The following is a 24,622-nucleotide window of genomic DNA, read 5'->3' as shown; positions in this document are numbered from 1 at the left end:
CCGCGGCCCGCGGCCGTCGTCCGTTTCGCGGGGGCGACGGCGGGCATGGCCTCCCGCGACAGCGTCGTCGGACAGGAGGCACCATGACCGACCCGCAGGGCAGCGACCGCATCCAGCAGGGCGTCCCGACCGCGTCGGGCTCGGGCGACAACAGCAGCACCGGGACCGGCTTCGACGACGTCCCCCTCACCCGCGACGAGGCCCTCGAGCGGGACGCCGCCTCCGGCGACGACCTGCCGGCACGCGCCGACAGCGACGTCGCCCGGGCCCGGACGGACGGCCCGTCCGGCGAGGTCCCGGGACCCACGCCCCGTTCCGGAGGGAGATCGGACTGATGAGCGAGACCGAGCACACCGGCTACCGCGAGTCCCCGGACACCACCGACGGTCCGACCGCGAGCAACATGGTCGACGGCGTCCCCGGCGAGGACCGGTCCGACGGCGGCGAGCAGGACACGACCCTCACCACCGACGACGACGCCCAGCGGGACGACTCCGTGGTGCGCGGCGGCAACGAGGCCAGCTGATCCCGGCCGCGGCGGCGGGCTAGATCCAGCCGTGGCGGCGGGCGACCTCCACGGCGGCGTGCCGGTTGGCCGCGCCGAGCTTGCCCGCGGCCGACGACAGGTGGTTGCGCACCGTCCCGGGTGACAGGTGGGCGCGGGCGGCGATCTCCTCGACGGGAGCGCCGCCCGCGGCCAGCTCCAGGACGTCGGCCTCGCGCGGCGTGAGCGGGCTGTCGCCGGCGCTGATGGCCTCGGCGGCCAGCTCCGGGTCGACGTAGCGGCCGCCGCGCGCCACCGTCCGGACGACGTCGGTGAGCACCGGCGCCGCCACGGTCTTGGGCAGGAAGCCGCGCACGCCCGCCGCCAGCGCCCGCTTGAGGTGCCCCGCGCGCCCGTGCCCGGTGACGATGACCGACGCGCAGCCGGGCACCAGCGATCCCAGCCGGGCGGCGACGGTGATGCCGTCGAGGTCGGGCATCTGCAGGTCCAGGACGGCGACGTCGGGGGCGTGCGCCCGCGCCATGGCCAGCGCCTCGTCGCCGGAGGCGGCCTGCGCGACCACCTCCAGGTCGTCCTCCAGCGCCAGCAGCGCCGCCAGCGCCGAGCGGATGAGGTTCTCGTCGTCGGCGAGCAGCACCCGGATCACCGCACCTCCTCCACCGCCCGGGCGGGCACCCGGGCCTCGACGACGAACCGGTCCCCGTGCCGCCCCGCGGACAGCCGGCCGGAGGCGGCCGCCAGCCGCTCGGACAGCCCGCGCAGTCCGTTGCCCCAGCCGGCGCCGGCCCGGCCGGCGCCGTCGTTCTCCACCCTCAGCCGCACCGGGTCCCCGGCCGTCAGCGTGACCGTGCACTCGGCCGCGGAGCTGTGCCGCAGGACGTTGGTGACCGCCTCGCGCACCACCCAGCCCAGCGCCGCCTGCACCGGCTCGGGCAGGGCGGCGCCGTGCTCCTCGCCGTGCACCGTGCAGGCGATGCCGGCCGCCCGCAGCACCGAGCGGGCGCCGGCCAGCTCGCCGGCCAGGTCGGTGCTGCGGTAGCCGCGGACGACGTCGCGGACCTCGCGCAGCGACCGCTCGGCGATCCGGCTGATGTCCGCGACCTCGTCGGCCGCCTCGGGCCGCTGCCGCCGCACCAGCTCCCCGGCCAGCTGGCTCTTCACCGCGATCGCCGAGAGGTCGCGGCCCATGACGTCGTGCAGGTCGCGGGCGAAGCGCAGCCGCTCCTCGGCGACGGCGAGCTGCAGCTGCACGCCGCGGCTGCGCTCCATCGCGACGACGACGTCGAGCACCCACACGGAGAAGCGGAAGGCGAGCACGAGGCCCGTGACGGCGACCGCGAACGTCACCGCGAGCACCAGCGCGGCCGGCCAGACCTCCCCCGACGCCAGCGCCAGCGCGCCGACGCCCAGCCCGACGACGGCCGCGGCGCGGGCCAGCGCCCGCGACGTCCACACCGGGGAGACCGCGGTGAGCAGCATCGCCGGGGGCAGCACCACCAGCCACCGGCCCTCGGGGTCGGCGCCCGCGCCGACGGTCGCGGCCACGCCGAGGGCGGAGGCCAGCGCCGCGGCCACCGCGTCGGCGACCAGCGGGCGGCCGGGCAGCGGGCGCTGCGTCGCGCGGGCGGCCAGCCCGGCCCGCGCGAGCAGCACCGTGGTGACGGCGACGAGCACCGAGCCGGCCAGGTACAGCCGCGCGGTCCCGGTGTCGCCGAGACCCGCACCGGCGACGACCAGCAGCGCCCACGCCGGCGTCAGGCCGAGCCAGGCGTAGAACGACCAGCGGGTGTAGAGGTCCAGGCGCTGGGGGTCCGAGCGGTCCCGCCACCAGCGCGCGACGGTCGGCACGGCGCCCATGCTGCCGTACCGACCGCCGGGGGCCGCGTCGCTCACCTGCGGGGCGCCCACCGGAAGACCCGGGGCGCCACGGCGGCGGCGACGGCGATCCAGGCCGCGAGGACCAGCAGCGGCTGGGGCGCGGCGGCCCAGTCGACCGACCGGCCGTCCCACGTCTGCCCGGCCAGGCCCAGCCGGGCGAGCTCGACGACCGGCTCGATCGGGGTCAGCCGCACCACCTGCGCGACCTGCTCGGGGAAGGCGGTCAGCGGCACGACGATGCCGGAGGTGATCGAGGCGAGCACCACCAGCGGCAGCGTGGTGATCTGCGCGCTCTCGGCGGTGCGGGTGAACGAGGTGCTCGCCGCGGCCAGCAGCGTCATCAGGAGCATCCCGCCGAGCAGGGCCACCAGGGGCAGGACGACGTCGGTCGGAGCCGACCACTCCCCGATCACGGCGGTGCCGGCCAGCACGAGGACCACCTGCGCGAGGGTCACCAGCAGGGTGGGGACGGCGGTGCCCAGCAGCACCTCGCCGGGGGTGAGCTCGCCGCTGCGCATCCGCTGCAGCACCAGCTCCTCGCGGCGGGCGACGTAGGTGGTCACCAGGTTGTGGTAGGTGAGGAAGACCAGGGTCACGGCGAACGCGGTGACGACCAGGCGCGGGCCCAGCGGCCCGTCGCCGCCGAGCCCGGCCACGGGCACGAACGCGACGAGGAACAGCGGCAGCAGCAGCGAGTTGACGACGGCGGTGCGGTTGCGCAGCAGCAGCCGGGTCTCGGCGCCGGCGAGCGCGGCGACCCGCTGCAGGCGGGACGGGGCGGGCGCGGTGGTGGCGGTCATCGGGGGCTCCTCCCGGATCGTGCGGTCAGGACGGGTCGGCGCCGTCGGCGACGGCGAGGAAGGCCTGCTCGAGCGAGGCGGCGCGGGCCTGCAGGTCGCCGAGGACCAGCCCGTGCTCGTCGGCCCAGGCCAGCAGGCGGGTGAGGACGGGCTGCAGCGCGCGGGTGTGCAGCACGACCCGCGGCGTCGTGGCCACGACCTCGGCGCCGGGGACGGCCGGCAGCCCGGGGGCCGCCGCCGGCAGGGTGAAGCGGACCGTGGCGGGCCGGGTGGCGGCGATCTCGGCCGCGGTGCCGGAGAGGACGATCCGGCCGGCCCGCATGACCGCGATCCGATCGGCGAGCTCCTCGGCCTCCTCGAGGTGGTGCGTGGTGAGCACGACCGCGGCGCCGCCGGCCACGCGGCGGCGGACCAGCTCCCACACCGCGCGGCGGCTCTCGGGGTCCAGCCCCGTGGTGGGCTCGTCGAGGACGACGACGCGCGGCGAGCCGAGCAGCGCCAGCGTGAGGTCGAGCCGGCGCCGCTCGCCGCCGGAGAGGCTGCGCACGCGGACGTCGGCGCGGCCGGTCAGGTCGACCTGCTCCAGGGCCTCGGCCACCGGCCGGGGTCCGGTGAGCGTGGCCGCCCAGGTCGCCACCGTCTCGCGGACGGTGAGGTCGGCGGGCAGGCCGCTGGACTGCAGCAGCACGCCGAGGTGCGGGCGGACGGCGGCGCGGTCGGCCACCGGGTCGGCGCCGAGCACGCGGACGGTGCCGCCCGAGGCCGGGGCCAGGCCCTCGAGCACCTCCAGCGCGGAGGTCTTGCCGGCGCCGTTGACGCCGAGCAGGGCGAACACCTCGCCGGGGTGGACCTCGAAGCTGATGCCGCGGACGGCCTCGACGGCGCCGTGACGGCGGCGCAGGTCGGTGACCTCGACGGCGGGAGCGCCGGCGTCCCCGCGGGTGCGGACGTCGGCGCGCGGGTGGGTGAGCTGCACGGGGCCTCCTCCTCGCGCCCCGCCGGCTCCTTGTCGGCCGGTCCTCCGGGGCACGTCCCCACGCTGCCGCCGGTCCGGGCCCGGCACAGGTGCCGTCCCTCACGACCTGGGCCCGCAGACGCACGGGGCACCCCTGACACGTGTCAGGGGTGCCCCGTGGCGGGAGCGGGTGCGGCTACACCCGGGCGCCCGCCCGGTCCGCCGTCGTCCCGACGGCGTCGTCCGCGGCGAGGTCGCGGACGCGGGTCTCGCCGTAGGCGAGGACCGCCACGAGCGTGACGACGGCGCAGGCGGCCAGGTAGACGGCCACGCGGGTCGGGCTCGGGTCGTCGAAGCTGCCGAGCAGGGCGACCGCGATCAGTGGCGCGGGCGCGCCGGCGACCAGGGACGCCAGCTGGGCGCCGATGGAGACGCCGGTGTAGCGGGCCTTGGTGCCGAACAGCTCGGCGAAGAACGCCGCCTGCGGGCCGTACATGGCGCCGTGGAACAGCAGGCCGACGATCAGCGCCAGCACGACGAGGGCGAAGCTCCCGGTGTCGAACAGGCCGAACAGGACGAAGCCCCAGATGCCGGTGCCGGCGGCGCCGAGGAGGTAGACCGGCCGCCGGCCGACGCGGTCGGACAGCGCGCCCCACATCGGGATCGTCACCAGGTGCACCGCGGACGCGACGAGCAGCGCGTTCAGGGCGAACGAGGCGTCCAGGCCGAGCGCCTTGGTGAGGTAGGCCGTGGTGAACGCCGTGAGGATGTAGAAGGCGACGTTCTCGGCGATGCGGGCGCCCATGGCGACGAGCACCTCGCGCTTGTAGCGCTGGAGGACGACGGTGATCGGCGCCTGCTCGGCCGCGCCGGTCTCCCGGGCCTTCTCCTCGGCGGCGCGCTGGGCCTCGAGGAACACCGGCGACTCGCTGACCGCCAGCCGCACCCACAGGCCGACCAGGATGAGCACGGCCGAGAGCAGGAACGGGATGCGCCAGCCCCAGGACTCGAAGGCCGCGTCGGACTGGACGGCAGCCAGCACCGCGAGCACGGCGGTGGAGAGGAGCTGGCCGGCGGGCGCCCCGGCCTGCGGCCAGGAGGCCCAGAAGCCGCGGTTCTCGGGCCGGCCGTGCTCGGAGACGATGAGGACCGCACCGCCCCACTCGCCGCCGAGGGCGAAGCCCTGCACCAGGCGGAGGAACACCAGCAGCAGCGGGGCGAGCGCGCCGACGGTCGCGTAGGTCGGGAGCAGGCCGATGGCGAAGGTGGCGCTGCCCATCATGAGCAGCGAGACGACCAGCAGCTTCTTGCGCCCGACGCGGTCGCCGAAGTGGCCGAAGACCAGCGCGCCGATGGGGCGGGCCGCGAAGCCGATGGCGTAGGTGCCGAAGGCCAGCAGCACGCCGGCGAAGTCGGACGAGTCGGGGAAGAACAGCGGGCCGAAGACGAGCGCGGCGGCCGAGCCGTAGAGGAAGAAGTCGTACCACTCGACGGTGGTGCCGATGATGCTCGCACCGACGACGCGGCCGAAGCTCCGTCTCCGGTGGGTCTGGGCGGGTGCGGACACGCGGTTCTCCTCGGTGGACGGATCCGGACCCGACCGACGCTAGGAAGCGCGCGGGGGCCTGCCCATGTGCCGGAGGCCAGTTCTGTGAACCAGGTCATGTGGTCCGCGGACATGTCCCGCGGCGGGACCGTGCCCCGACCGGCCGGGACACCCGGTGTGGGCGGCACCCACCACCGGCGCCGCAGGTGTGTGTGCCGCCGCCGTGGGAGGGGTCGCACCCGCGGCCTAGCGTCGCCGCCATGAGCGCGAAGGACCTCGAGGGACGGCGGGCGATGGTGACCGGCGGGGGGTCGGGCATCGGCCGTGCGGTCGCCGCCCGGCTGGCCGAGGCCGGTGCCGCGGTGGTCGTCGTCGACCGGGACGGCGCGGCGGCCGAGGAGGCGGCCCGCACCGTGGGCGGCACCGCCGTCGCCGTCGACCTCTCCGACCTGACCGCCGTCGACGCGCTCGACCTCGACGTCGACGTGCTGGTCAACAACGCCGGGTTCCAGCACGTCGCGCCGCTGCACGAGTTCCCCGTCGAGGTCTTCTCCACCATCCAGCGGCTGATGGTCGAGGCGCCGTTCCGGCTGGTGCGCGGCGCGCTGCCGCACATGTACCGGCGCGGCTGGGGCCGGGTGGTCAACGTCAGCTCGGTGCACGGGCACCGGGCGTCGCCGTTCAAGTCCGCCTACGTCACCGCCAAGCACGCGCTCGAGGGCCTGTCGAAGGTGGTGGCGCTCGAGGGTGCCCCGCACGGGGTCACCTCCAACTGCGTCGCCCCGGCCTACGTGCGGACGCCGCTGGTCGAGGGGCAGATCGCCGACCAGGCCCGCAGCCACGGGATCTCCGAGGACGAGGTCGTCGAGCGGGTCATGCTGGCGCCGGCGGCGCTCAAGCGGCTGATCGAGCCGGCCGAGGTCGCCGACGCCGTCGCCTGGCTCTGCTCCCCCGCCGCGGCCTCGGTCACCGGCACCTCGCTGCTCATGGACGGCGGGTGGACCGCCCACTGATCGCCCGGCCGGTGACAATGCCGGTCGTGGCCCGGACCGCAGCACCGCCCGCCGACGGCCCCGGCCGCACGTCCCGGGTCCCCTCGGCGGCCGCCGAGTACCTGCAGATGGTCCTCGACGACGCCGCGGCCATCGAGTACGAGGGCCCGCTGGTGCGCGCCCGGGCCGCGGGCGCGGACCCCGCCACGCTGGCCGAGCTGGAACGGGTCCGGCTCCTGGCGCTGCAGGTGCGCGCCGCCTTCGCCGCCCGCCGCCGCCGGGAGTCGGAGCTGTCGGCGCTGTTCGACACCGCGAGCGACCTCGCCACGCTGCGCGGCGTCGACTCGGTGCTCACCGCGATCGTCCGCCGCGCCCGCCAGCTGCTGGGCACCGACGTCTCGTACCTGACGCTCAACGACGACGCCCACGGCGACACCTACATGCGGGTGACCGACGGCTCGGTGTCCGCGCGCTTCCAGGCGCTGCGGCTGCCGATGGGCGAGGGGCTGGGCGGGCTCGTGGCCCAGACGGCCGCGCCCTACGCGACGGCGAGCTACTTCGACGACGCCCGGTTCCACCACACCGACGACATCAACGGCGGCGTCCGCGAGGAGGGCCTGGTCGCCATCCTCGGCGTGCCGCTGATCCGCGGGTCGCAGGTGATCGGGGTGCTCTACGCCGCCGACCGCGCCGAGCGGACCTTCGACCGGTCCGAGGTGGCGCTGCTCGGCTCGCTGGCCGCGCACGCGGCGATCGCGCTGGACAACGCGCGGCTGCTGGAGGAGACCCGGGCCGCCCTGGAGGAGCTGTCGGCGGCCACCCGGGAGCTGCGGGAGCACACCGAGTCGGTGGAGCGGGCCGCGGGAGCGCACGACCGGTTCATCGACGTCGTGCTCCGCGGGGGCGGCGTCGAGGGCGTGGCCGCGGCGGTGACCGAGGCGCTGGGCGGCCGGATCACCGTGCTCGACGAGGAGGGCCGCCCGTCGCCCGCGGCCGACGGGGGCGCCCTCCCGCCCGACCCCGCCGGCGCGCTGGCGCTGGCCCGCTCCACCGGCCGCACGGTGCGCGACGGCGACTGGTGGACCGCGGCGGTGACCGTGGACAGCGACCTGCTCGGCGGGCTGGTGCTGCAGCGCGAGGGCGACCTGTCCGACGCCGACCAGCGCATCCTCGAGCGCGCCGCGCTGGTCACCGCGCTGCTGCTGCTCATCCGGCGGACCGCCGGCGAGGCCGAGAGCCGGGTGCGCGGCGAGCTGCTCGACGAGCTGCTGACCGTCCCGCTGCGCGACCCCGACGGCCTGCGCGAGCGCGCCCGCCGGCTGGGCACCGACCTGGACCGGCCGGCGTCGGTCGTCGTCGTCCGGGTGGAGGAGCGCTGCCGCGGCCGGGCGCTGGCCGCCGCCGCGCACCTCGCCGCCACCCGCGGCGGGCTCGCCGGGGCCCGCGACGGCCGCGTCGTCCTGTGCCTGCCCGACCTCGCGCCGGGGGCGGCGGCCGCGCTCGTGCGCCGGGAGGTGGCCGCGGCGGTCGGGCGGCCGGTCACCGCCGGCGGCGCCGGGCCCGCACCCGGCCCGGCCGCCGTGGCCGGCGCCTGGGCCGAGGCCGGGCGGTGCGCCTCGACGCTGCAGGCGCTGGGCCGCACCGGGGAGTCGGCGAGCGCGGACGAGCTGGGCTTCGTCGGCCTGCTGGTGGGCGAGGGCCGCGACGTGCCCGGCTTCGTGCAGGCGACGCTGGCACCGGTGCTCGACTACGACGCCCGCCGCGGCACCGACCTGGTGGCCACGCTGCGCGCCTGGTTCGACACCGGCGGCTCCCCCGCGCGGGCGGCCGAGGTGCTCAACGTGCACGTCAACACGGTCACCCAGCGGCTGGACCGGGTGGGCCGGCTGCTGGGCCGCGACTGGTCCGCACCGGAGCGGGCGCTGGAGGTGCAGCTGGCGCTGCGGCTGCACCGGCTGACCACCGCCGAGGGCGCAGCGGTCAGCCCATGACACCCGGCGGGACGATGCTGTCGATCCCGACGTCCCGGCGCCGGCCGCAGCGCCGGCAGACCTCGTGGCCGGGGCCGCGCAGCCGCTCGTCGTCGGGGTGCCGCTGCACGTAGGCGTGCAGCCCCAGGCGGCAGAGCAGGGGCTTCGGGGTGGTCCGCGCGTCGCCGGCCATGGCGATCGCCTCCCTCGTCGCAGGCCCCCAGGCTGGCACCGTCGCGTCCCCGGCCGGTGGGTCCGAGGTCCCTCCTACCCTGGTCCGGTGACCGCCGTCCTCCCCTGCCTGCCGGCGGCCGAGTGGACGGCGCGGGCGGCCGCGCCCGCCGCGCGCGTGGAGCGGTGGACGGCGCCGCACCGCGAGCGCCGCCGTCGGGGCGAGGAGCACCCGGTGCTGGACTTCCTGTTCACCTACTACTCGGAGACGCCGTCGCGGCTGCGCCGGTGGCACCCGGGCCCGGGCGTCGCGCTGGCGCCGTCGGCGGAGGGACCGGCGCCGCACGCCGCCTGGCGCTGGTACGCGACCGGCGGCGACGGCGCGGTGCGGCTCGACGTCGCCGCCTGGCTGGCCGACCGGGCGCCGACCGTCCGCTTCGTGCGGGACCTGCTCGCCGCCACCGCGTCCCGGCCGGCGCAGACCGGCTGCTTCGGGCTGCACGAGTGGGCGATGGTGCACCGCGCCGACGAGCGGCGGCACGCGGTCCCGCTGCGGCTGGGGCAGGCGGGCACCGACGCCGTGGTGGAGGCGCACGCGATCCGGTGCAGCCACTTCGACGCGTTCCGGTTCTTCACGCCGTCCGCCGTCGGGCTCAACCGGCTGCAGCCGACGCGGGAGACGCAGGTCGCGATGGAGCAGCCGGGCTGCCTGCACGCGACGATGGACCTCTACAAGTGGGCCTACAAGCTCTCCCCCGCGGTGCCTGGCGAGCTGGTGGCCGACTGCTTCGAGCTCGCCGTCGAGGTGCGCGAGCTGGACATGCGGGCCTCGCCCTACGACCTGGCCGACCGCGGCTACGCGCCGGTGCGGATCGAGACGGCCGAGGGCAAGGCGGAGTACGTGGCCGCGCAGCGGGGGTTCGCCGGGCGCGCGGCCCCGCTGCGGCGGCGGCTGGTCGAGGTCTGCGACGCGCTGCTGGCGTCCTAGCTCACCGCAGCGCGTCCTGGCTCACGGTCGACGGTGAGCCAGGACGCGGCATGATCAGGTCAGCTGATCGTGCTGCGGATCCCGCGTCAGACGCCGTCGCGGGGGCCGGCCGCGCCGACGCCCACCCCGCGGGACGCCGTCTCGCGCAGCTGCTCGACCACCCGGCCCGGCGGCGGGGTCTCCCCACCGGTGGGCGCCGAGGGACGGCGGCCCGAGCGGCGCTCGCGCAGCCGGGCGACCAGGCCCGCGATGCCGCCCGGCACGAAGAACACGACCACCACGAACAGCGCCCCGAGCAGGAACAGCGGCTCCGACAGCGGCACCCGCAGCCAGGCCGGCAGGTCCTGCACGGCGGGCGAGGAGGCGAGGTCGGTGAGCCGGCTGTCGAGGTAGGTGTAGAGGACGCCACCGAGCACCGCGCCCCACCGGCTGCCCGCCCCGCCGAGCACCACCATGACCAGCAGGCCGAGGGTGAAGTCGGCGGTCGTCGTCCGGGGCGTGGAGCCGCCGAGCAGCAGCAGGTGCACCACCCCGCCGAGCGCGGCCAGCAGGCCGGCGAGGACGAAGACGACCAGCTTGAACGAGTAGGGCCGCAGGCCCAGCACCTCGACCCGGCGCTCGTTCTCCCGGATCGCCTGCCACACCCGCCCGGCCCGCGAGCCGGTCACCCACGCGACGACGACGTAGACGACGGCGAGGTAGGCCAGCGCCAGCCAGTACAGGTTGACGGTGTTGAGGACGCCGACGAACGCGTCGGGCACGTTCGAGCGGTCCAGCGCCAGGCCCTCCTCGCCGCCGGTCAGGCCGCCGGGGTCGCGCAGGACGACGATCGACCCGACCTGCGCCATGGCCAGCGTGACCATGGAGAAGGCGATGCCCGACACCCGCAGCGCCACCCCGCCGACCAGCAGCGGCAGCGCGATGCCGACCACGGTGGTCAGCGCGAGCGCCGCGCCCAGGCCCCAGCCGAGCTCGGTCAGCGCCAGGTTGGCCACGTACGTGCCGGCCGCGAAGTAGAGCGCGTGCCCGAACGACAGCAGCCCGGTGAACCCGAACAGCAGGTCGTAGGACAGCGCCACCCCGCCGAAGACAAGGCACAGCGCCAGCAGCTGGAGGGTGCCGGGGCTGTTGAGGACGCCGTCGAAGAGGCCCGGGACCTGCAACGTGGAGTACGGCAGGACCGCCAGGACGACGAGGACGACCAGCGGCGCCAGCCGCGTCAGGTTCCGGCTCATGCCACCCTCGCAGTCAGCCCGCCGGGGCGGGTCAGCAGGACGACGGCGAGCAGCAGGACGACCGACAGGTCCCCCACCCCGCTGGCCGCGTAGTAGTTGGCGAACTGCTGCACCAGCCCGACGAGGACCGCCGCCACCGCGGCGCCGGTGATCGAGCTCATCCCGCCGATGACGACGACGATGAAGGCGAAGATCAGCAGCGAGGTGCCCTGGCCCGGCGAGATCGAGCCGAGGTAGACGCCGCCGAGGGCGCCGGCCAGCGCGGCGAACGCGCCGCCGATGGCGAAGACCAGGGTGAACGCCCGCCGCACGTCGATGCCGAGCGCGGTCACCATCGACCGGTTCTCCACGCCGGCGCGGATGACCAGGCCGAAGCGGGTGTAGCGGAGGAAGGCCAGCACGGCGAGCAGCACGACGACGGCGCTGCCGATGAGCAGGAAGCGGTCGTTGGGCACGCTGGCGCCGAGCACCGACGTCGTGTCCTTGGCCCAGGCCGGCGCGGGGAAGGGCCGCGGGTCGGCGCCCCAGATCGCCCGCACCAGCGCGACCAGCGCCAGGCTCAGCCCCACGGTGACCAGCACCTGCTCGATGTGCCGCTCGTAGAGCGGGCGGATCAGCAGCAGCTCGATCAGCGCCGCGACGACCGTGCCGACGGCGACCCCGAAGGCGACGGCGAACGCGAAGCCCCACCCGCCGGACCCGGCGCCGGGCAGGTTCTCCGAGGCCCACCAGGTGCCGTAGGCGCCGATGGTGAGGAAGGCGCCGTGGGCGAAGTTGAGCACGCCCATCAGCCCGAAGATCAGCGAGAGCCCGGAGGCGACGAGGAAGTACAGCGCCGCGAGCCCGAGGCCCGTGACGGTCAGCAGCACGATGGTGCTCACGCGCCGGCCTCGCCGGCGCTCGTCCGGTGCACGCGCACCCGTGGCTCTGTCCCCGGTGGGCTCGCGAGCTCGCCCACTGCGTGCGCACCCCCGCTCGAGGCGACGCCGAGCAGCTCGCGGGTGCGGTCGGCGTCGGCCAGCAGCTCCGGCGCCGACCCGCTCCACACCGCGCGCCCCTGGTCGACGACGACGGCGTCGGTGGCCATGCGGCGCACCACGGACAGGTTCTGCTCGACGAGCAGCACCGTCACCTCCTCGGCGGCGCGGGCGAGCACGTCGGCGACCTCGGCGACCAGCAGCGGCGCCAGGCCCTTGGTCGGCTCGTCGACGAGCAGCAGCTGGTTGTCGTTGAGCAGCAGCCGGGCGATGGCCACCATCTGCTGCTGGCCGCCCGAGAGGGTCCCGGCCAGCTGGCGGCTGCGCTTCGCGAGCTCCGGGAACAGCTCGTACACGCGGTCGTGGTGGTGCGCGGAGTCGCGCCGCTCGGCCAGCGTGAGGTTCTCGGCCACGGTCAGCCCGCCGAAGACCTCGCGGTCCTCGGGCGCGTAGCCGACGCCGAGCCGGACGACGTCGTGGGTGCGCCGGCCCGACAGCCGGTGCACGCGGCCGGCGGCGTCGGTGAGCTCGATGCGGCCGGTCGAGGGCACCAGGCCGAGCACCGACTTCACCGTCGTCGTCTTGCCCGCGCCGTTGCGGCCGAGCAGGGCCGTCACCCCGCCGCGGCGGACGGTGAGGTCGACCCCCTGCAGGATGTGCGATCCGGACAGCCGGACGTGCACGTCGGAGAGCCGGAGCAGCACCGGCCGGTCGGCGGTCACAGCTGGTCCCCCAGGTAGGCCTCCTGGACGACGGGGTCGGCGGTGACCCGTGCCGGGGTGTCCAGGGCGAGCAGCGCGCCGTGGTGCATGACGGCGACCCGGTCGGCGAGGCCGAGCAGGACGTCCATGTGGTGCTCGACCATGAGCACCGTCCGGCCCTCCTCGCGGTGCACGTCGGCGATGACCTGGGTGAGGCCGGCGACCTCCCCGGTGCTGACGCCGGCCATCGGCTCGTCGAGCAGCACGACGGCGGGGTCGGTGGCCAGCAGGATCGCCAGTTCCAGCTTGCGCTTGTCGCCGTGGGAGAGGGACCCGGCGAGCGCGTCGCCGCGGGCGGCGAGGCCCACCCGGCCCAGCGCCCGCTCGGCCACCTCGAACGCCCGGTCCGAGGGGCGCACCCGCTGCCAGGGCCGCAGGCTGCCGCCGAGCCGGGCCTGCGCCGCCAGGCGCACGTTCTCCCGGACGCCGAGGCCCGCGAACACCGACGAGGACTGGAAGGTCCGGCCCAGTCCCAGGCGGGCCCGCGCGGCCGGGCCGGCGCGGGTGATGTCGGTGCCGTCCAGGGTGATCGTGCCGGCGGTGACCGGCAGCAGCCCGGAGAGCAGGTTGAACAGGGAGGTCTTGCCCGCCCCGTTGGGCCCGATGACGGCGACGAACTCGCCGGGGGCGACGTCGAGGGAGACGTCGGAGACGATGACCGCGCCGCCGATCGCGCAGGTCAGGCCGGCCACCCGGAGCACCGGCTCGCCCGCGGGGCGGGCGGCCGGTGCCGGGGCGGGGAGGGAGGTGGTCACTGCCCGGTCCTCGGGAGGAGCGCCTGGGTCAGGAGGTGGCGACCGGCGGCGCGGTGGCCTCCGGGTCGAGGGTCTCGACGAGCACCGGGACGAGCTCGTCGCCCTGCTGCTCCAGGCGGGCCTGGAACATCGGCTGCAGGAGCGCGTGGTCCTCCTCGCGGATGGTCAGCTCGCCCTTGACGCCGTCGAACTGCCAGCCCTCGAGTGCCTCGACCATGGCGCCGACGTCGTCGCCGCCCTCCTGGAGCGCGTGCACGACCATCTGCGCGGCGGTGAAGCCGTCCGGGGTGAACAGGTCGACCGTGCCGCCGGCCTCCTCGACCCGCTCGGTCATCGCCTGGCTGACCTCGTTGTCGACGGCCTCGGCGAAGAAGTGCGACAGGTAGTCGATCTGCGTGGCCTGCGCGCCGTAGGTGGCGTAGCTGGCGCGGATGTCCAGGCCGGTGACGACGGTGGTGGAGTCGAGCACGCCCTGCTGGCCCATCGCCTGCCACATGGCCGGCGCGGTCTCCCCGGCCCAGGCGACGAAGACCAGGTCGGCGCCGGCGTCGCGGGCCTGGGAGGCGAACGGCGTGAAGTCGGTGGCGCTGGCCGGCACCAGCAGCGGGGTGACCGTGGCCCCGGCCTCGCCGAGGACGGCGGTGACGGCGCCGACGTTGGCCTGGCCGAAGGCGCTGTCCTGGGCGAAGACCAGCACGGTCTTGCCCTGCGCGTCGCCGATGAACGACTGCGCGGTGAGGATGTCCTGGTAGGTCTGCCGGCCCGACCGGAAGGTGTTGTCGTTGACGCCGGTCACCGCGTCGGTGGCGGCCGGCCCGGAGATGAACAGGACGTCGTTCTGCTCGGCCAGCGGCGCGACCTGGGTGGCCACGCCCGAGGCGGTGGACCCGGCGAGCACCTGCACGCCCTGGCCGATGAGGTCGGTGGCCTCGGCGACGGCCTTGGCGGGGTCGCCGGCGTCGTCGCGCTCGACGATCTCGATCGGCCGGCCGTCGACCTCGCCGGTGCCGTCGGTGGCGTAGTCCAGGCCGGCCTCGAAGCCCTGCAGGTACTGCTCGCCGTAGGTGGCCAGCGGCCCGGTGGAGGAGAAGACGAGCCCGACCCGGATCGGCTCGCCCTCGCCGCCGCCGTCCCCGCCGCTCCCGCCCGACGAGGCGGCGGTGGGGCTGCCGCAGGCGGCGACCGACAGGGCCAGCGCGGCGCCCGTGGCGAGGACGGCGGTCCGGGACCGGTGGCGGGGACGCGACATGGCGAGCTCCTCGGTGTGTGCGGCGGTGCACGGTTGCTGCTCCGGACGGTCCCGTCCGGCGTGGTCTGGACCACACCGTAGGGAGCCCGTCACGGACTGCCCATGTCAGTGACCTCCACAGCCACACCCGTCCCTGTGGTGAGCGAGCACACCTCTCCGGGCGGCACGGGACGTTCACCACGGGCCCGTACCGTCGGACGGGTGACCTCGACCTCCGATGACGTGCGCACCGACCGCTGGCTGCGGCTCGACGGGACGACGAACACGCGCGACCTGGGCGGCCTGCCCACCACCGACGGCGGCGTGACGGCGTTCGGCCGCGTGCTGCGCAGCGACAACCTGCAGACCCTCAGCGACGAGGACGTGCGGCGGCTGCTCGAGGACCTGCGCCTGAGCGACGTGATCGACCTGCGCACCACCGCCGAGGTGCTGCTCGAGGGCCGCGGCCCGCTGCGCGCGGTCGCCGAGGTCACGCACCGGCACCTCAGCCTGCTGCCCGAGCGGGGCCACCACACCGACGTGTTCGCCGTCGAGGAGGACGAGGTCCCCGACCTGCCGGCCGACTGGGCCGAGACGGTGCTGCCGCGGCAGACCACCGAGGCCGACGAGGTCGAGCCGCCGGCGGTGCGCTCCTACCTCGGCTACCTGCACCACCGCCCGGAGAACGTGCTGGCGGCGCTGCGGGCGATCGTGGCCAGCGACGGCGCGGCGGTCGTGCACTGCGCCGCGGGCAAGGACCGCACCGGCGTCGTCGCCATGTTCTGCCTGGCCGTGGCCGGGGTGTCCGACGAGGAGATCGTCGCCGACTACGCGCTGACCGCCGAGGTCATCGAGGCACTGGTGGCGAAGCTGCGCCGGTCGCCGACGTACGCCGACGACATGACCCGCCGCGACGTCGCCAGCCACACGCCGCGGGCGGCGACCATGCGCCGGCTGCTGGAGATCCTGGGCGAGCGGCACGGCGGGCCGCTGGGCTGGCTCGACGAGCACGGCTTCGGCGCCGCCGAGCAGGCCGCGCTGCGCGCGAAGCTCCGCGACTGAGGGAGGCCCCGCCGCCCCCGCGGAGGGGCCGAGGTGCTCGCCGGACGAGGCCGCCTAGTCCGCCGACCGCGGGGCCGGGGCCGCCGGGCGGTCGCGGTGCTTGTGCCGGTACATGGCCGCGTCGGCCTCCTGCAGCAGCCGCTCGGCGTCGCCGCCGGGGCCGGTGTGCACGGCGACGCCGGTGCTCGTGCCGACCGCCGCGGGGACGCCGTCGAGACGGAACGGCTCGGTGAAGGCCGCCGCCACCCGGCGCACGACGGCGTCGGCGTCGGCCGGTGCGGCCAGCCGGGGCAGCAGGACGGCGAACTCGTCGCCGCTGAGCCGGCCGACGGTGTCGCCGGGGCGCACCGCGGCCCGCAGCCGGGCCGACACCTGGCGCAGCAGCTCGTCGCCGGCGGCGTGGCCGAGGGTGTCGTTGACCGCCTTGAACCGGTCGAGGTCGCAGAACAGCACGCCGACGGAGCCGGTGGGGGCGACGGCGGCCAGCGCCGCGGCCAGCCGGTCGCGGAAGAGGACCCGGTTGGGCAGCCCGGTGAGCGCGTCGTGGGTGGCCTGGTGCCGGACGGTCTCCAGCAGCCGGGCCTTCTGCAGCGCGGTGGACGCCTGGTCGCCGACACCGCGCAGCCGGGCGAGGACGTCGGCGTCGAGGGCCTGGCTGACCTCGCCGTCGGCCCAGCTGGCGGTGACCACGCCGAGGAAGGTGGTGCCGGCGAGCAGCGGCACGGCGACGACGTCGGTGAGGTGCATCGCGGCGAGCAGGTCGCGCATCGGGGCGCTGGCGCCGGTCGCGCCGATCACGCGGGGCTCCCGGTCGGTGAGGATGCCGAAGACCTCGGGCACGTCCCCGGCCCGCAGGGCCGCCGACCGCAGGACCTCCTCCTGCTCCGGGGACAGCCCGGCGCAGGACTCCGCCCGCAGCACGCCGCCGGCCGGGTCCCAGAGCAGGACGCCGGAGCTGCCGCAGCCGACGATGCCGGGCAGGGCCCCGGCGACGACGGCGCACACCTCCGGCGCCTCACCGGCCTGGGCCAGGCCGTGCGCCAGCTCCAGGAGGGCGCCGGCCCGGCGGGCCTCCAGCCGGCTGTCCTCGAGGGCCAGCACGAGGTCGAGGGCGGCCGCGGCGTGGCCGGCGTAGGCGGCGAGCATGGCCCGCTCGTCGCCGAGGCCGCCGTCGCCGGGGCGGTGGAGGGCGGCCAGCCGGCCGTGGGTCCGGCGGGCGGAGGCGACGTCGACGGTCACCGCGCCGGGGCCCAGGTCCGCGCCGGCGAGCAGCCGCGCGACCAGCGGCGGCACCTCGGCGGGCGCCAGGCCCGAGCTGTGCACGAGCGGGGCGCCGCCGCGCGGGGAGGAGACGGCGAGCAGGTAGGCGGGGGCGAGGACGGCGGCCGCCGCGCGCTCCACGATCCGCCGCAGGACGGTCTCGAGGTCCCCGCCCTCGACCAGGTCGGTGGCCGCCGACTGCAGGCTGCGGACCTGCTGGCGCAGCGCGACGAGCTCGGGGTCGGCCGCGTCCGCGCCGCGGCGCCGGCGCGGCCACCGGCCGCGGCGCTCCCAGGTCAGGTGGTAGACGCAGGCCTCGCCGCCGGAGGACTCGCACTCCTCGTGGACGACGGCGGCCGGGGCCAGGCCGAAGATGGTCGGCACCATGCTGATCAGCCCGCGCGCGTAGTCGCAGTCCAGCCGCGAGTGGGCGTAGCCCTCGTGCAGCCGGTAGCGCAGCGTCGCGGACGTGGCGTCGGAGCGCACCACCTCCATCGTCGAGGTGGTGGTGAAGTTGGCGACCGCGCGCGGCAGCCGGGCGAACACCTGCCGCGGTGAGCCCATGGCCCGCACGAGGACGACGACGCTCGGGTTCATGCCGGTCCGCAGGGACTCCGCCCCGATGCGGAACATCACGCCGGGGTCGCCCAGCACCTCGGTGGCCGCGGTGAACAGGCGGATGCGGGTGTCGTAGCTGGTCCAGGTGGAGGGCCGGGACAGCTCGTCGGCCGTGAACGGCACGCCCGCGCGGCGCAGGACCTCCTCGGCCGCGTCGTCGCCGGCGTGCTGGCGGACGAAGGCGAGGACCAGCCCGGTGGTCGCACCCGACGTCTCACGGGCCTCCACCGGGGGAACGGGCCCGTCCGCGGGTCCTGCTGCGCTCACGCCGGGACGATCGGCACCCGGGGCCGCCGGGTTGAGCGGGACGGCGCGGTCCCGGACGCCGCTCCCCCGTCCGGGGGTGCCCCGGACAGCAGTCGGCCCCGGGCTGCGGAGGCAGACCGGGGCCGTGCGGGTACGCCGCGGGGGAGCGGCCGGGCGCTCAGAGGCCGCGCGTGTGGAACGAGTTGCTGTTGGCCATGGTGAGCAGCTCGTCGCGCATCGCCGGGCTGCTGCTGCGGGCGAGGGCCCGGTCGATGGCCCGCCGCGTGCGAGCCGCCTGCCGACGCTGCCGCCAGGTGGTCCCGATGGACATGTCCGTGTCTCCTCTTCGGTGCTCTCGTCGTCGTGCACCTGTAGTAAAGCAGGTGACGTCCTGAGTATTCCGAAGGATCGCAGGGCGTGTCAGGAGATGTCCGACGATCGTTCACCCGGGAGGGTGGGATCGGTCACCAGGTGACGGCGGCGCGGACACCCGCGCGGCGGTGTCGTCAGGCGCGGGCGAGCACCGCCCGGGCGGCGGGGCGGCCGGCGCGCGGGTCGTCGGCGGCCATCGCCGGCTCCGCGGCCTCCCGGCAGGCGGCGAGGTCGACCGTGGCCAGCCGCGCCCCGACCCCGGCGACGGCGGAGCCGGCGCAGGACAGCGAGGTGACGCCGAGGCCGACGAGGACGCAGGCGAGCAGCGGGTCGGCCGCCGCCTCACCGCAGACGCCGACCGGCTTGCCCGCCCGCCGGCCCGCGGCCGCGGTCAGCTCGACCAGGGCCAGCAGCGCCGGCTGCCACGGGTCGGTGAGGTCGGCCAGGTCCGCGGAGAGCCGGTCGGCGGCCAGCGCGTACTGCGACAGGTCGTTGGTGCCGATGGACAGGAAGTCGACGTGCCGGAGCACGCGGTCGGCCAGCAGCGCCGCCGAGGGCACCTCGACCATGACGCCGGGCACCAGCCCGCGCTCGCGCACCCGGGCGGCGAAGTCCGCGGCCTCGCCCTCGGTGGCGACCATCGGCGCCATCACCCAGGGCGTGGCGCCGGTGCGGCGGGCGGCCTCGGCGACGGCGTCGAGCTGGCGGTCGAGCAGGCCGGGGTCACGGCGGGCCACCCGCAGGCCGCGGACGCCGAGCGCGGGGTTGGCCTCCTCCGGCGGGGTCGCGAACTCCAGCGGCTTGTCCGAGCCGGCGTCGAGGGTGCGCAGGACGACCCGGCGGCCGGCCGCGGCCTCGAGGACGTCGGCGTAGCCGCTCGCCTGCTCCTCGACGGTCGGCTCGGCGGCCCGGCCGAGGAAGGCGAGCTCGGTGCGGAACAGGCCGACGCCCTCGGCGTGCGCGGCCAGCGCCGCCCGGGTGCCGTCACCGTCCTGCACGTTGGCCAGCACGGGGACCGGGACGCCGTCGCGCGTGGCGGCCGGCCCCTGGTAGCCGGCCAGGGCCTCGGCCGCGCGGCGGGCGGCCTCGAGCTGGCCGGCGGCCACCGCCGGGTCGGGGTCGACGGTGACGGTGCCCTCCTCGGCGTCGAGCAGCACGGTCGCGCCGGCGGGGACGGCGTCCAGCCCCTCCACCGCGACGACGAGGGGCAGGCCCAGCTGCCGGGCGATGATCGCGGTGTGGCTGGTGGTCCCGCCCAGGCGGGTGGCCAGCCCGACGATGCGGGCGGGGTCGAGGCCGGCGGTGTCGGCGGGCGCGAGGTCGTCGGCGAGCAGGACCGACGGCCGCTCGGGCGCGGGGACGCCGGGCTCGCCCTGGCCGGTCAGCTCGGCGACGACGCGGTCGCGGACGTCGCGCACGTCGGTCACCCGCTCGGCCATGACGCCGCCCAGCGAGGTGAAGACGTCGACGAACTGCTGCGCGGCCTGCACCGTCGCCACCGCGGCGGGGACGCCGGCGCCGATCCGCTGCTCCACCGCGCCGAGCAGCCCGCGGTCGCGGGCCATGCCGGCGGTCGCCGACAGGACCTCCGCGGTCATCCCCGTCGCCGCCGCGGCGCGGTCGGCCAGGCGGCCCGCGACGGCCTCGGCCGCCGCGGTGAAGCGCGCCCGCTCCTCCTCCCGGGCGGACTCCGGCAGCTCGTCGAACGCCTCGGCGGGCAGCCGGACGGCACCGGAGGGCCGGACGACGGGACCGAGGACCACGCCGGGGACGACCGGGGTCCCGGTGAGCACGGTGCTGGCGGCGGCGGTGGTGGACATGCGGACCTCGCGTCGGTCGGAGGGATGTCGGTCGGGGACCTCGTCGTCCGTCGGTGACCACAATCACGAAAGCGTGTTGACTTGTCAACGTAACCAACGTACAACCACAGAGACACAAGCCCGTTCCCACATGTTCGGGCACCGCCACCGGCCTCCGGAGGACGCCGGGGACGACGACCGAGGGGGTCGACGGGGTGTACGCCGAGGAACGCCAGCAGGCGATCGCCACGCTGGTCGCCGAGCAGGGGCGGATCGCGGTCACCGCGGTGGCCGAGCAGTTCGGGGTCACCACCGAGACGGTGCGCCGGGACCTCGCCGTCCTCGAGCGGGCCGGTGTCCTGCGGCGCGTGCACGGCGGCGCGGTCCCCGCCGGGTCGCTGACGCTCATGGAGACGGCGCTGGCCGAGCGCAACGCCACCCGCGCCGAGGCCAAGCGGAAGATCGCCTCGGCGGCGCTGGACCTGCTGCCCGGCCGCGGCGGCAGCCTGCTGCTCGACGGCGGCAGCACCACCGCCGCGCTGGCCGAGGTGCTGCCGGTCGACCGGTCGCTGTTCGTGGCCACCAACGCGGTGCCGATCGCCGCCCGGCTGGCCAACGCGCCGGGCGTGACGCTGCACCTGCTCGGCGGCCGCGTCCGCGGGCTCACCCAGTGCGCGGTCGGCGAGACGCCGGTGCGGGCGCTGGCCGAGCTGCGGGTCGACGTCGCCTTCCTCGGCACCAACGGCATCACCCCCGGCCACGGCCTGACCACCCCGGACGAGGCCGAGGCCTCGGTGAAGCGGGCGATGGTGCGGGCCGGGCAGCGGGTGGTCGTGCTGGCCGACAGCAGCAAGCTCGGCCGCGAGCACCTGGTCCGCTTCGCCTCCCTCGACGACGTCGACGTCGTCGTCACCGACGACGGCGCCGACCCCGCGGTCCTCGACGAGCTGGACGCCGCGGGCGTCGAGGTCGTGGTCGCGTGAGCGGGGGACGGGTCGTCACGCTGACGGCGAACCCCAGCCTGGACCGGACGCTGGCCCTCCCCGGCGCGCTGGCCCGCGGCGAGGTCGCCCGGCTGGGCGCGAGCTCCACCGAGCCCGGCGGCAAGGGCGTCAACGTCGCCCGCGCGCTGGCGGCCGCCGGCGCCGACGTCCTCGCCGTCGTGCCCGCCGACCCCACCGACCCGCTGGTGACCGCGCTGCACGCGCTGCACCTGCCGCTGGTCACCGTTCCCACCGGCGCCCCGGTGCGCACCAACTACTCGCTCACCGAGCCCGACGGGACCACCACCAAGCTCAACGAGCCCGGCACCCCGCTGGACGCCGGCCTGCGCGCCGCGCTCGCCGCCGCCGTGGCCGCGGCCGCCGCGGGCGCCGACTGGGTGGTGCTGTCCGGCTCGCTGCCGCCCGGCACGCCCGAGGACTGGTACGCCGAGCTGGTCCGCGCCGTCCGCGGCACCGGCGCCCGGGTCGCCGTCGACACCTCCGAGGGGCCGCTGCGGGCGCTGCTCGCCGCGGGCGCCGCGTCCGCGCCGGACCTGCTCAAGCCCAACGCCGAGGAGCTGGCCCAGGTCGCCGGCACGACCGAGGCCGCGCTGCTCGCCGACCCCGCCGTCCTCCTCGCGGCGGTGCGGGCCCTGCACGCCGGCGGCGTCGGCGAGGTGCTGCTGACCCTGGGCGGTGCCGGCGCGGTGCTGTCCACGGCCGACGGCGTGTGGTCGGCGCGCGCGCCGCGGATCGCCGTCCGCAGCACCGTCGGCGCCGGCGACTCGAGCTTGGCCGGCCACCTGCTGGCCGACCTGGCCGGCGCCCCGCCCGCCGAGCGGCTGCGCCGCGCGGTCGCCACCGGCTCGGCCGCCGCCGCGCTGCCGGGCTCCGCCGTCCCCACGCCGGAGCAGGTCCACCCGGACGCCGTCGAGGTGTCCCCCGGCCTGCCCGGCACCCCTCCCCTCCCCGAGCCCGTCCCGGCCGCCGGCCGCGACGTCCCCTGACGCCCCGGAAGGTCCGTCATGTCCGCACTCATCACGCCCGAGCTGGTCGTCCTCGACGCCGACCTCGGCTCCGACAAGGCCGCGGTCGTCCGCCGGCTGGCCGGCCTGGTGGCCGACGCCGGCCGGGCCACCGGCGCCGAGGCGCTCGCCGGTGACGCGCTCGCCCGCGAGGCGCAGGCCGCCACGGGCCTGCCCGGCGGCATCGCCATCCCGCACTGCCGGTCGGCCGCGGTCACCCAGGCGTCGCTGGCCTTCGCCCGGCTGACCCCGGGGGTCGACTTCGGCGCCGCGGACGGCGCGGCCGACCTGGTCTTCCTGATCGCGGCGCCCGCCGCCGGCGACGCCGACCACCTCACCCTGCTCTCGGCGCTGGCCCGCGCGCTGGTCCGGCCGGACTTCGTGGCCTCCCTGCGGGCCGCGGGCTCGGCGGAGGACGTCGTCCGGCTGGTCGAGGAGGTCGTCTCCCCGCAGCCGGCGGCCGGCGCGACCGCGGCCCCGTCGGTCCCGGCCCCCGCCACCGCGCCGGCCGCCGCGGCGCCGTCGGCCGCTCCCGCCGACGCTCCTGCCGCCGCCCCGGCCGCGCGGCGGAAGCTGGTCGCCGTCAGCGCCTGCCCGACCGGGATCGCGCACACCTACATGGCCGCCGACAAGCTCACCGCCGCGGCGCAGGCCGCCGGCGTCGACCTGGTGGTCGAGACGCAGGGCTCCTCGGGTTCCACTCCCCTGGACCCGGCCGTCATCCGCTCCGCGGACGCGGTCATCTTCGCCGTCGACGTGGGCGTCAAGGACCAGGAGCGCTTCGCCGGCAAGCCCCTGGTGCAGTCGGGGACCAAGCGGGCCATCAACGAGCCCGACGTGATGGTCCGCGAGGCGCTGGCCGCCGCCGACGACCCCAACGCCCGACGGGTGCCCGGCACGGCCGCCGCCGCGTCCGACGGTGCCGCCACCGGCCCCAGGCCGAGCCTGGGCGCGGAGATCCGGCGCTGGCTGCTGACCGGCGTGAGCTACATGATCCCGTTCGTCGCCGCCGGGGGTCTGCTGATCGCCCTCGGCTTCCTCCTCGGCGGCTACGACATCACCGCCACCGCCGACGACATCGTCATCAACAACTCGCTGGCGGACCTGCCCGACGGCGGCTTGTCCGCGTATCTCGGCGCCGTGCTCCTCAAGCTCGGCCAGCTCGCGTTCAGCTTCCTCGTCCCGGCCCTGGCCGGCTACATCGCCTACGCGATCGCCGACCGGCCCGGCATCGCCCCCGGCTTCGTCGTGGGCACCGTGGCCAGCTTCGTCAGCGCCGGCTTCCTCGGCGGCATCGTCGGCGGCGTCATCGCCGGGCTGACCGCGCTGTGGCTGTCCCGGCTCAAGGTGCCGGCCTTCGCCCGGGGGCTGATGCCGGTCGTGATCATCCCGCTCGGCGCCACGCTCGTCGCCGGCGGGCTGATGTTCCTCGTGCTCGGCCGGCCCCTCGCCGCCGCGACCGAGGGCCTCACCAACTGGCTCAACGGCCTGTCCGGCAGCTCGGTGATCCTGCTCGGCATCATCCTCGGCCTGATGATGGCCTTCGACATGGGTGGTCCGGTCAACAAGGCGGCCTACGCCTTCGCCACCACCGGCCTGGCCGCGGTCGACCTCGGCGACCCCGGCGCGGACCGCTTCCCGCTGGTCATCATGGCGACCGTCATGGCCGCCGGCATGGTCCCGCCGCTCGCCCTGGCCCTGGCCTCCGCCCTCCGGCCGAAGGTGTTCACCCCGGCCGAGCGGGACAACGGCAAGGCCGCGTGGTTGCTGGGTGCCGCGTTCATCACCGAGGGCGCCATCCCGTTCGCCGCGGCCGACCCGCTGCGGGTCATCCCGTCGATCATGCTGGGCGCGGCGACTGCCGGGGCCATCGTGGCCGGTGCCGGCGTCGAGCTGCAGGCTCCCCACGGCGGGATCTTCGTGTTCTTCGCGATGAACGGGATCCTGATGTTCCTCCTGGCGCTGCTCGTCGGCACGATCGTCGGTGCCATCGCGGTCGTCGTCGCCAAGAACATCGGCCGGCCCAAGGCCGAGGCCGTCCCCGAGGACGCCGTCGACCTGGCGCACGCCCACACCGCGGCGCCCGCCGCGACCGTCGACGCGCCCACGCGCGCCTGACACGGCAGGCTCGACCCCACCACCCACCCCGAGCAGCGAGGACATCCATCCCATGCCCAGTCAGACCGTCACCGTCGGCTCCCGGGTCGGCCTGCACGCCCGCCCCGCCGCGCTCATCGCGGAGGCCGTGGGCAAGGCCGGCGTCCCGGTCACCCTGGCCACCCCCGGAGGCAACCCCGTCGACGCCGGGTCGCCGTTGATGATCATGACGCTCGGTGCCCAGAAGGGCGCCGAGGTCACCGTGACCAGCGACGACGCCTCGGTGGTCGAGCACATCGCCGGCCTGGTGGCCCAGGACCTCGACGCCGAGTAGCCGACCGGCACGCACACGACGGCGCCCGTCCCCTCCGGCCGGAGGGGACGGGCGCCGTCGTGTGC

24 protein-coding genes are annotated in these 24,622 nt (G+C 76.6%); 10 read left to right on the top strand and 14 right to left on the bottom strand.

All coding sequences use genetic code 11. The features are described from left to right. Positions 1–83 precede the first annotated feature (83 nt). Together ACFO3M_RS18070 and ACFO3M_RS18065 are read left to right on the top strand one after the other, a co-directional pair. Positions 84–335, top strand: coding sequence for a hypothetical protein (locus ACFO3M_RS18070; RefSeq protein WP_387991969.1), 252 nt, complete (start codon positions 84–86; stop codon positions 333–335). After that, positions 335–526, top strand: coding sequence for a hypothetical protein (locus ACFO3M_RS18065; protein WP_387991967.1), 192 nt, complete (start codon positions 335–337; stop codon positions 524–526). The genes ACFO3M_RS18070 and ACFO3M_RS18065 overlap by 1 nt, the downstream gene beginning before the upstream one ends. A 19-nt stretch (positions 527–545) precedes the next feature. Here ACFO3M_RS18065 and ACFO3M_RS18060 read toward each other — a convergent pair whose 3' ends face one another. The 5 genes from ACFO3M_RS18060 to ACFO3M_RS18040 all read right to left on the bottom strand — a co-directional run bounded on the left by ACFO3M_RS18060 (position 546) and on the right by ACFO3M_RS18040 (position 5,705). After that, positions 546–1,151, bottom strand: a complete 606-nt coding sequence (locus ACFO3M_RS18060; protein WP_387991964.1) for a response regulator — start codon at positions 1,149–1,151, stop codon at positions 546–548. Beyond that, positions 1,148–2,353 carry a sensor histidine kinase gene (locus tag ACFO3M_RS18055; protein WP_387991961.1) on the bottom strand — a complete coding sequence of 402 codons (1,206 nt, stop codon included), beginning with the start codon at positions 2,351–2,353 and terminating at the stop codon, positions 1,148–1,150. Before ACFO3M_RS18055 ends, ACFO3M_RS18060 begins: the two co-directional genes overlap by 4 nt. Positions 2,354–2,394: 41 nt before the next feature. Then, positions 2,395–3,183, bottom strand: coding sequence for an ABC transporter permease (locus tag ACFO3M_RS18050; protein ID WP_387991958.1), 789 nt, complete (start codon positions 3,181–3,183; stop codon positions 2,395–2,397). Positions 3,184–3,208: 25 nt separating this feature from the next. Continuing rightward, entirely contained in the window at positions 3,209–4,159 is a 951-nt protein-coding gene (locus tag ACFO3M_RS18045) for an ABC transporter ATP-binding protein (protein WP_387991955.1), read from the bottom strand. Positions 4,160–4,334: 175 nt separating this feature from the next. Beyond that, positions 4,335–5,705, bottom strand: coding sequence for an MFS transporter (locus ACFO3M_RS18040; RefSeq protein WP_387991953.1), 1,371 nt, complete (start codon positions 5,703–5,705; stop codon positions 4,335–4,337). A 239-nt stretch (positions 5,706–5,944) separates the two neighbouring features. Here ACFO3M_RS18040 and ACFO3M_RS18035 point away from each other — a divergent pair, with 239 nt between their 5' ends. Both ACFO3M_RS18035 and ACFO3M_RS18030 read left to right on the top strand, forming a co-directional pair. Continuing rightward, positions 5,945–6,697, top strand: coding sequence for a 3-hydroxybutyrate dehydrogenase (locus tag ACFO3M_RS18035; RefSeq protein WP_387991950.1), 753 nt, complete (start codon positions 5,945–5,947; stop codon positions 6,695–6,697). Positions 6,698–6,714: 17 nt separating this feature from the next. Then, complete coding sequence (locus ACFO3M_RS18030; protein ID WP_387992163.1) at positions 6,715–8,667, top strand: helix-turn-helix domain-containing protein; 1,953 nt, start codon at positions 6,715–6,717, stop codon at positions 8,665–8,667. Here ACFO3M_RS18030 and ACFO3M_RS18025 read toward each other — a convergent pair. After that, positions 8,657–8,839, bottom strand: coding sequence for a hypothetical protein (locus ACFO3M_RS18025; protein WP_387991947.1), 183 nt, complete (start codon positions 8,837–8,839; stop codon positions 8,657–8,659). The genes ACFO3M_RS18030 and ACFO3M_RS18025 overlap by 11 nt on opposite strands. A gap of 87 nt (positions 8,840–8,926) precedes the next feature. On the opposite strand from ACFO3M_RS18025, the gene ACFO3M_RS18020 reads away from it, so the two are divergent. After that, on the top strand, positions 8,927–9,805 hold the full coding sequence (locus tag ACFO3M_RS18020; RefSeq protein WP_387991944.1) for a 3-methyladenine DNA glycosylase: 879 nt from the start codon (positions 8,927–8,929) through the stop codon (positions 9,803–9,805). Between the two features lie 86 nt (positions 9,806–9,891). Here the strand turns inward: ACFO3M_RS18020 and ACFO3M_RS18015 are convergent, their stop codons facing one another. Genes ACFO3M_RS18015 through ACFO3M_RS17995 form a run of 5 tightly spaced genes read right to left on the bottom strand, consistent with a single transcriptional unit; the run spans position 9,892 to position 14,782 of the window. Next, complete coding sequence (locus ACFO3M_RS18015) at positions 9,892–11,040, bottom strand: branched-chain amino acid ABC transporter permease (RefSeq protein WP_387991941.1); 1,149 nt, start codon at positions 11,038–11,040, stop codon at positions 9,892–9,894. Continuing rightward, positions 11,037–11,921, bottom strand: coding sequence for a branched-chain amino acid ABC transporter permease (locus ACFO3M_RS18010; RefSeq protein ID WP_387991938.1), 885 nt, complete (start codon positions 11,919–11,921; stop codon positions 11,037–11,039). Before ACFO3M_RS18010 ends, ACFO3M_RS18015 begins: the two co-directional genes overlap by 4 nt. Beyond that, a complete protein-coding gene (locus tag ACFO3M_RS18005) occupies positions 11,918–12,739 on the bottom strand; it encodes an ABC transporter ATP-binding protein (RefSeq protein ID WP_387991934.1) in 822 nt (273 codons plus the stop codon). The genes ACFO3M_RS18010 and ACFO3M_RS18005 overlap by 4 nt, the downstream gene beginning before the upstream one ends. Next, a complete protein-coding gene (locus ACFO3M_RS18000; protein ID WP_387991931.1) occupies positions 12,736–13,533 on the bottom strand; it encodes an ABC transporter ATP-binding protein in 798 nt (265 codons plus the stop codon). Before ACFO3M_RS18000 ends, ACFO3M_RS18005 begins: the two co-directional genes overlap by 4 nt. 28 nt (positions 13,534–13,561) lie before the next feature. Next, complete coding sequence (locus ACFO3M_RS17995; protein WP_387991928.1) at positions 13,562–14,782, bottom strand: substrate-binding domain-containing protein; 1,221 nt, start codon at positions 14,780–14,782, stop codon at positions 13,562–13,564. Positions 14,783–14,983: 201 nt separating this feature from the next. On the opposite strand from ACFO3M_RS17995, the gene ACFO3M_RS17990 reads away from it, so the two are divergent. Continuing rightward, positions 14,984–15,823, top strand: coding sequence for a tyrosine-protein phosphatase (locus ACFO3M_RS17990; RefSeq protein WP_387991925.1), 840 nt, complete (start codon positions 14,984–14,986; stop codon positions 15,821–15,823). A 54-nt stretch (positions 15,824–15,877) separates the two neighbouring features. Here ACFO3M_RS17990 and ACFO3M_RS17985 read toward each other — a convergent pair whose 3' ends face one another. The 3 genes from ACFO3M_RS17985 to ACFO3M_RS17975 form a co-directional block, all read right to left on the bottom strand. Further along, positions 15,878–17,968, bottom strand: coding sequence for a diguanylate cyclase domain-containing protein (locus ACFO3M_RS17985; protein ID WP_387991922.1), 2,091 nt, complete (start codon positions 17,966–17,968; stop codon positions 15,878–15,880). 157 nt (positions 17,969–18,125) lie between these two features. After that, positions 18,126–18,278, bottom strand: a complete 153-nt coding sequence (locus ACFO3M_RS17980) for a hypothetical protein (RefSeq protein WP_387991919.1) — start codon at positions 18,276–18,278, stop codon at positions 18,126–18,128. A 175-nt stretch (positions 18,279–18,453) separates the two neighbouring features. Further along, the gene (locus ACFO3M_RS17975) at positions 18,454–20,139 is read right to left on the bottom strand and encodes a putative PEP-binding protein (protein ID WP_387991916.1); all 1,686 of its coding nucleotides are present in this window, start codon (positions 20,137–20,139) and stop codon (positions 18,454–18,456) included. A 194-nt stretch (positions 20,140–20,333) separates the two neighbouring features. Between ACFO3M_RS17975 and ACFO3M_RS17970 the strand changes: the two genes are divergently transcribed. From ACFO3M_RS17970 to ACFO3M_RS17955, 4 genes are read left to right on the top strand one after another with little or no spacing between them, the layout of a single operon-like run. Further along, entirely contained in the window at positions 20,334–21,101 is a 768-nt protein-coding gene (locus tag ACFO3M_RS17970) for a DeoR/GlpR family DNA-binding transcription regulator (protein ID WP_387991913.1), read from the top strand. Next, complete coding sequence (locus tag ACFO3M_RS17965; protein ID WP_387991910.1) at positions 21,098–22,108, top strand: 1-phosphofructokinase family hexose kinase; 1,011 nt, start codon at positions 21,098–21,100, stop codon at positions 22,106–22,108. The genes ACFO3M_RS17970 and ACFO3M_RS17965 overlap by 4 nt, the downstream gene beginning before the upstream one ends. Before the next feature lie 18 nt (positions 22,109–22,126). After that, positions 22,127–24,244: a PTS fructose transporter subunit IIABC gene (locus ACFO3M_RS17960; RefSeq protein WP_387991907.1), complete on the top strand. Its 2,118-nt coding sequence runs from the start codon at positions 22,127–22,129 to the stop codon at positions 24,242–24,244. 52 nt (positions 24,245–24,296) lie between these two features. Then, positions 24,297–24,557, top strand: coding sequence for an HPr family phosphocarrier protein (locus tag ACFO3M_RS17955; protein WP_387991904.1), 261 nt, complete (start codon positions 24,297–24,299; stop codon positions 24,555–24,557). Positions 24,558–24,622: the final 65 nt, after the last annotated feature.

This window comes from Geodermatophilus arenarius (assembly GCF_042654585.1).
Classification (GTDB): domain Bacteria; phylum Actinomycetota; class Actinomycetes; order Mycobacteriales; family Geodermatophilaceae; genus Geodermatophilus; species Geodermatophilus arenarius.
This window is presented reverse-complemented; position numbering and strand designations above follow the sequence as displayed.

What these genes read in the sequence shown, in the direction of transcription:
- ACFO3M_RS18070 (WP_387991969.1), top strand. Translation starts at nt 84, where the DNA reads ATGACCGACCCGCAGGGCAGCGACCGCATCCAGCAGGGCGTCCCGACC.
- ACFO3M_RS18065 (WP_387991967.1), top strand. Translation starts at nt 335, where the DNA reads ATGAGCGAGACCGAGCACACCGGCTACCGCGAGTCCCCGGACACCACC.
- ACFO3M_RS18050 (WP_387991958.1), bottom strand. Translation starts at nt 3,183, where the DNA reads ATGACCGCCACCACCGCGCCCGCCCCGTCCCGCCTGCAGCGGGTCGCC.
- ACFO3M_RS18035 (WP_387991950.1), top strand. Translation starts at nt 5,945, where the DNA reads ATGAGCGCGAAGGACCTCGAGGGACGGCGGGCGATGGTGACCGGCGGG.
- ACFO3M_RS18030 (WP_387992163.1), top strand. Translation starts at nt 6,715, where the DNA reads ATGCCGGTCGTGGCCCGGACCGCAGCACCGCCCGCCGACGGCCCCGGC.
- ACFO3M_RS18025 (WP_387991947.1), bottom strand. Translation starts at nt 8,839, where the DNA reads ATGGCCGGCGACGCGCGGACCACCCCGAAGCCCCTGCTCTGCCGCCTG.
- ACFO3M_RS18015 (WP_387991941.1), bottom strand. Translation starts at nt 11,040, where the DNA reads ATGAGCCGGAACCTGACGCGGCTGGCGCCGCTGGTCGTCCTCGTCGTC.
- ACFO3M_RS17995 (WP_387991928.1), bottom strand. Translation starts at nt 14,782, where the DNA reads ATGTCGCGTCCCCGCCACCGGTCCCGGACCGCCGTCCTCGCCACGGGC.
- ACFO3M_RS17980 (WP_387991919.1), bottom strand. Translation starts at nt 18,278, where the DNA reads ATGTCCATCGGGACCACCTGGCGGCAGCGTCGGCAGGCGGCTCGCACG.
- ACFO3M_RS17975 (WP_387991916.1), bottom strand. Translation starts at nt 20,139, where the DNA reads ATGTCCACCACCGCCGCCGCCAGCACCGTGCTCACCGGGACCCCGGTC.
- ACFO3M_RS17960 (WP_387991907.1), top strand. Translation starts at nt 22,127, where the DNA reads ATGTCCGCACTCATCACGCCCGAGCTGGTCGTCCTCGACGCCGACCTC.
- ACFO3M_RS17955 (WP_387991904.1), top strand. Translation starts at nt 24,297, where the DNA reads ATGCCCAGTCAGACCGTCACCGTCGGCTCCCGGGTCGGCCTGCACGCC.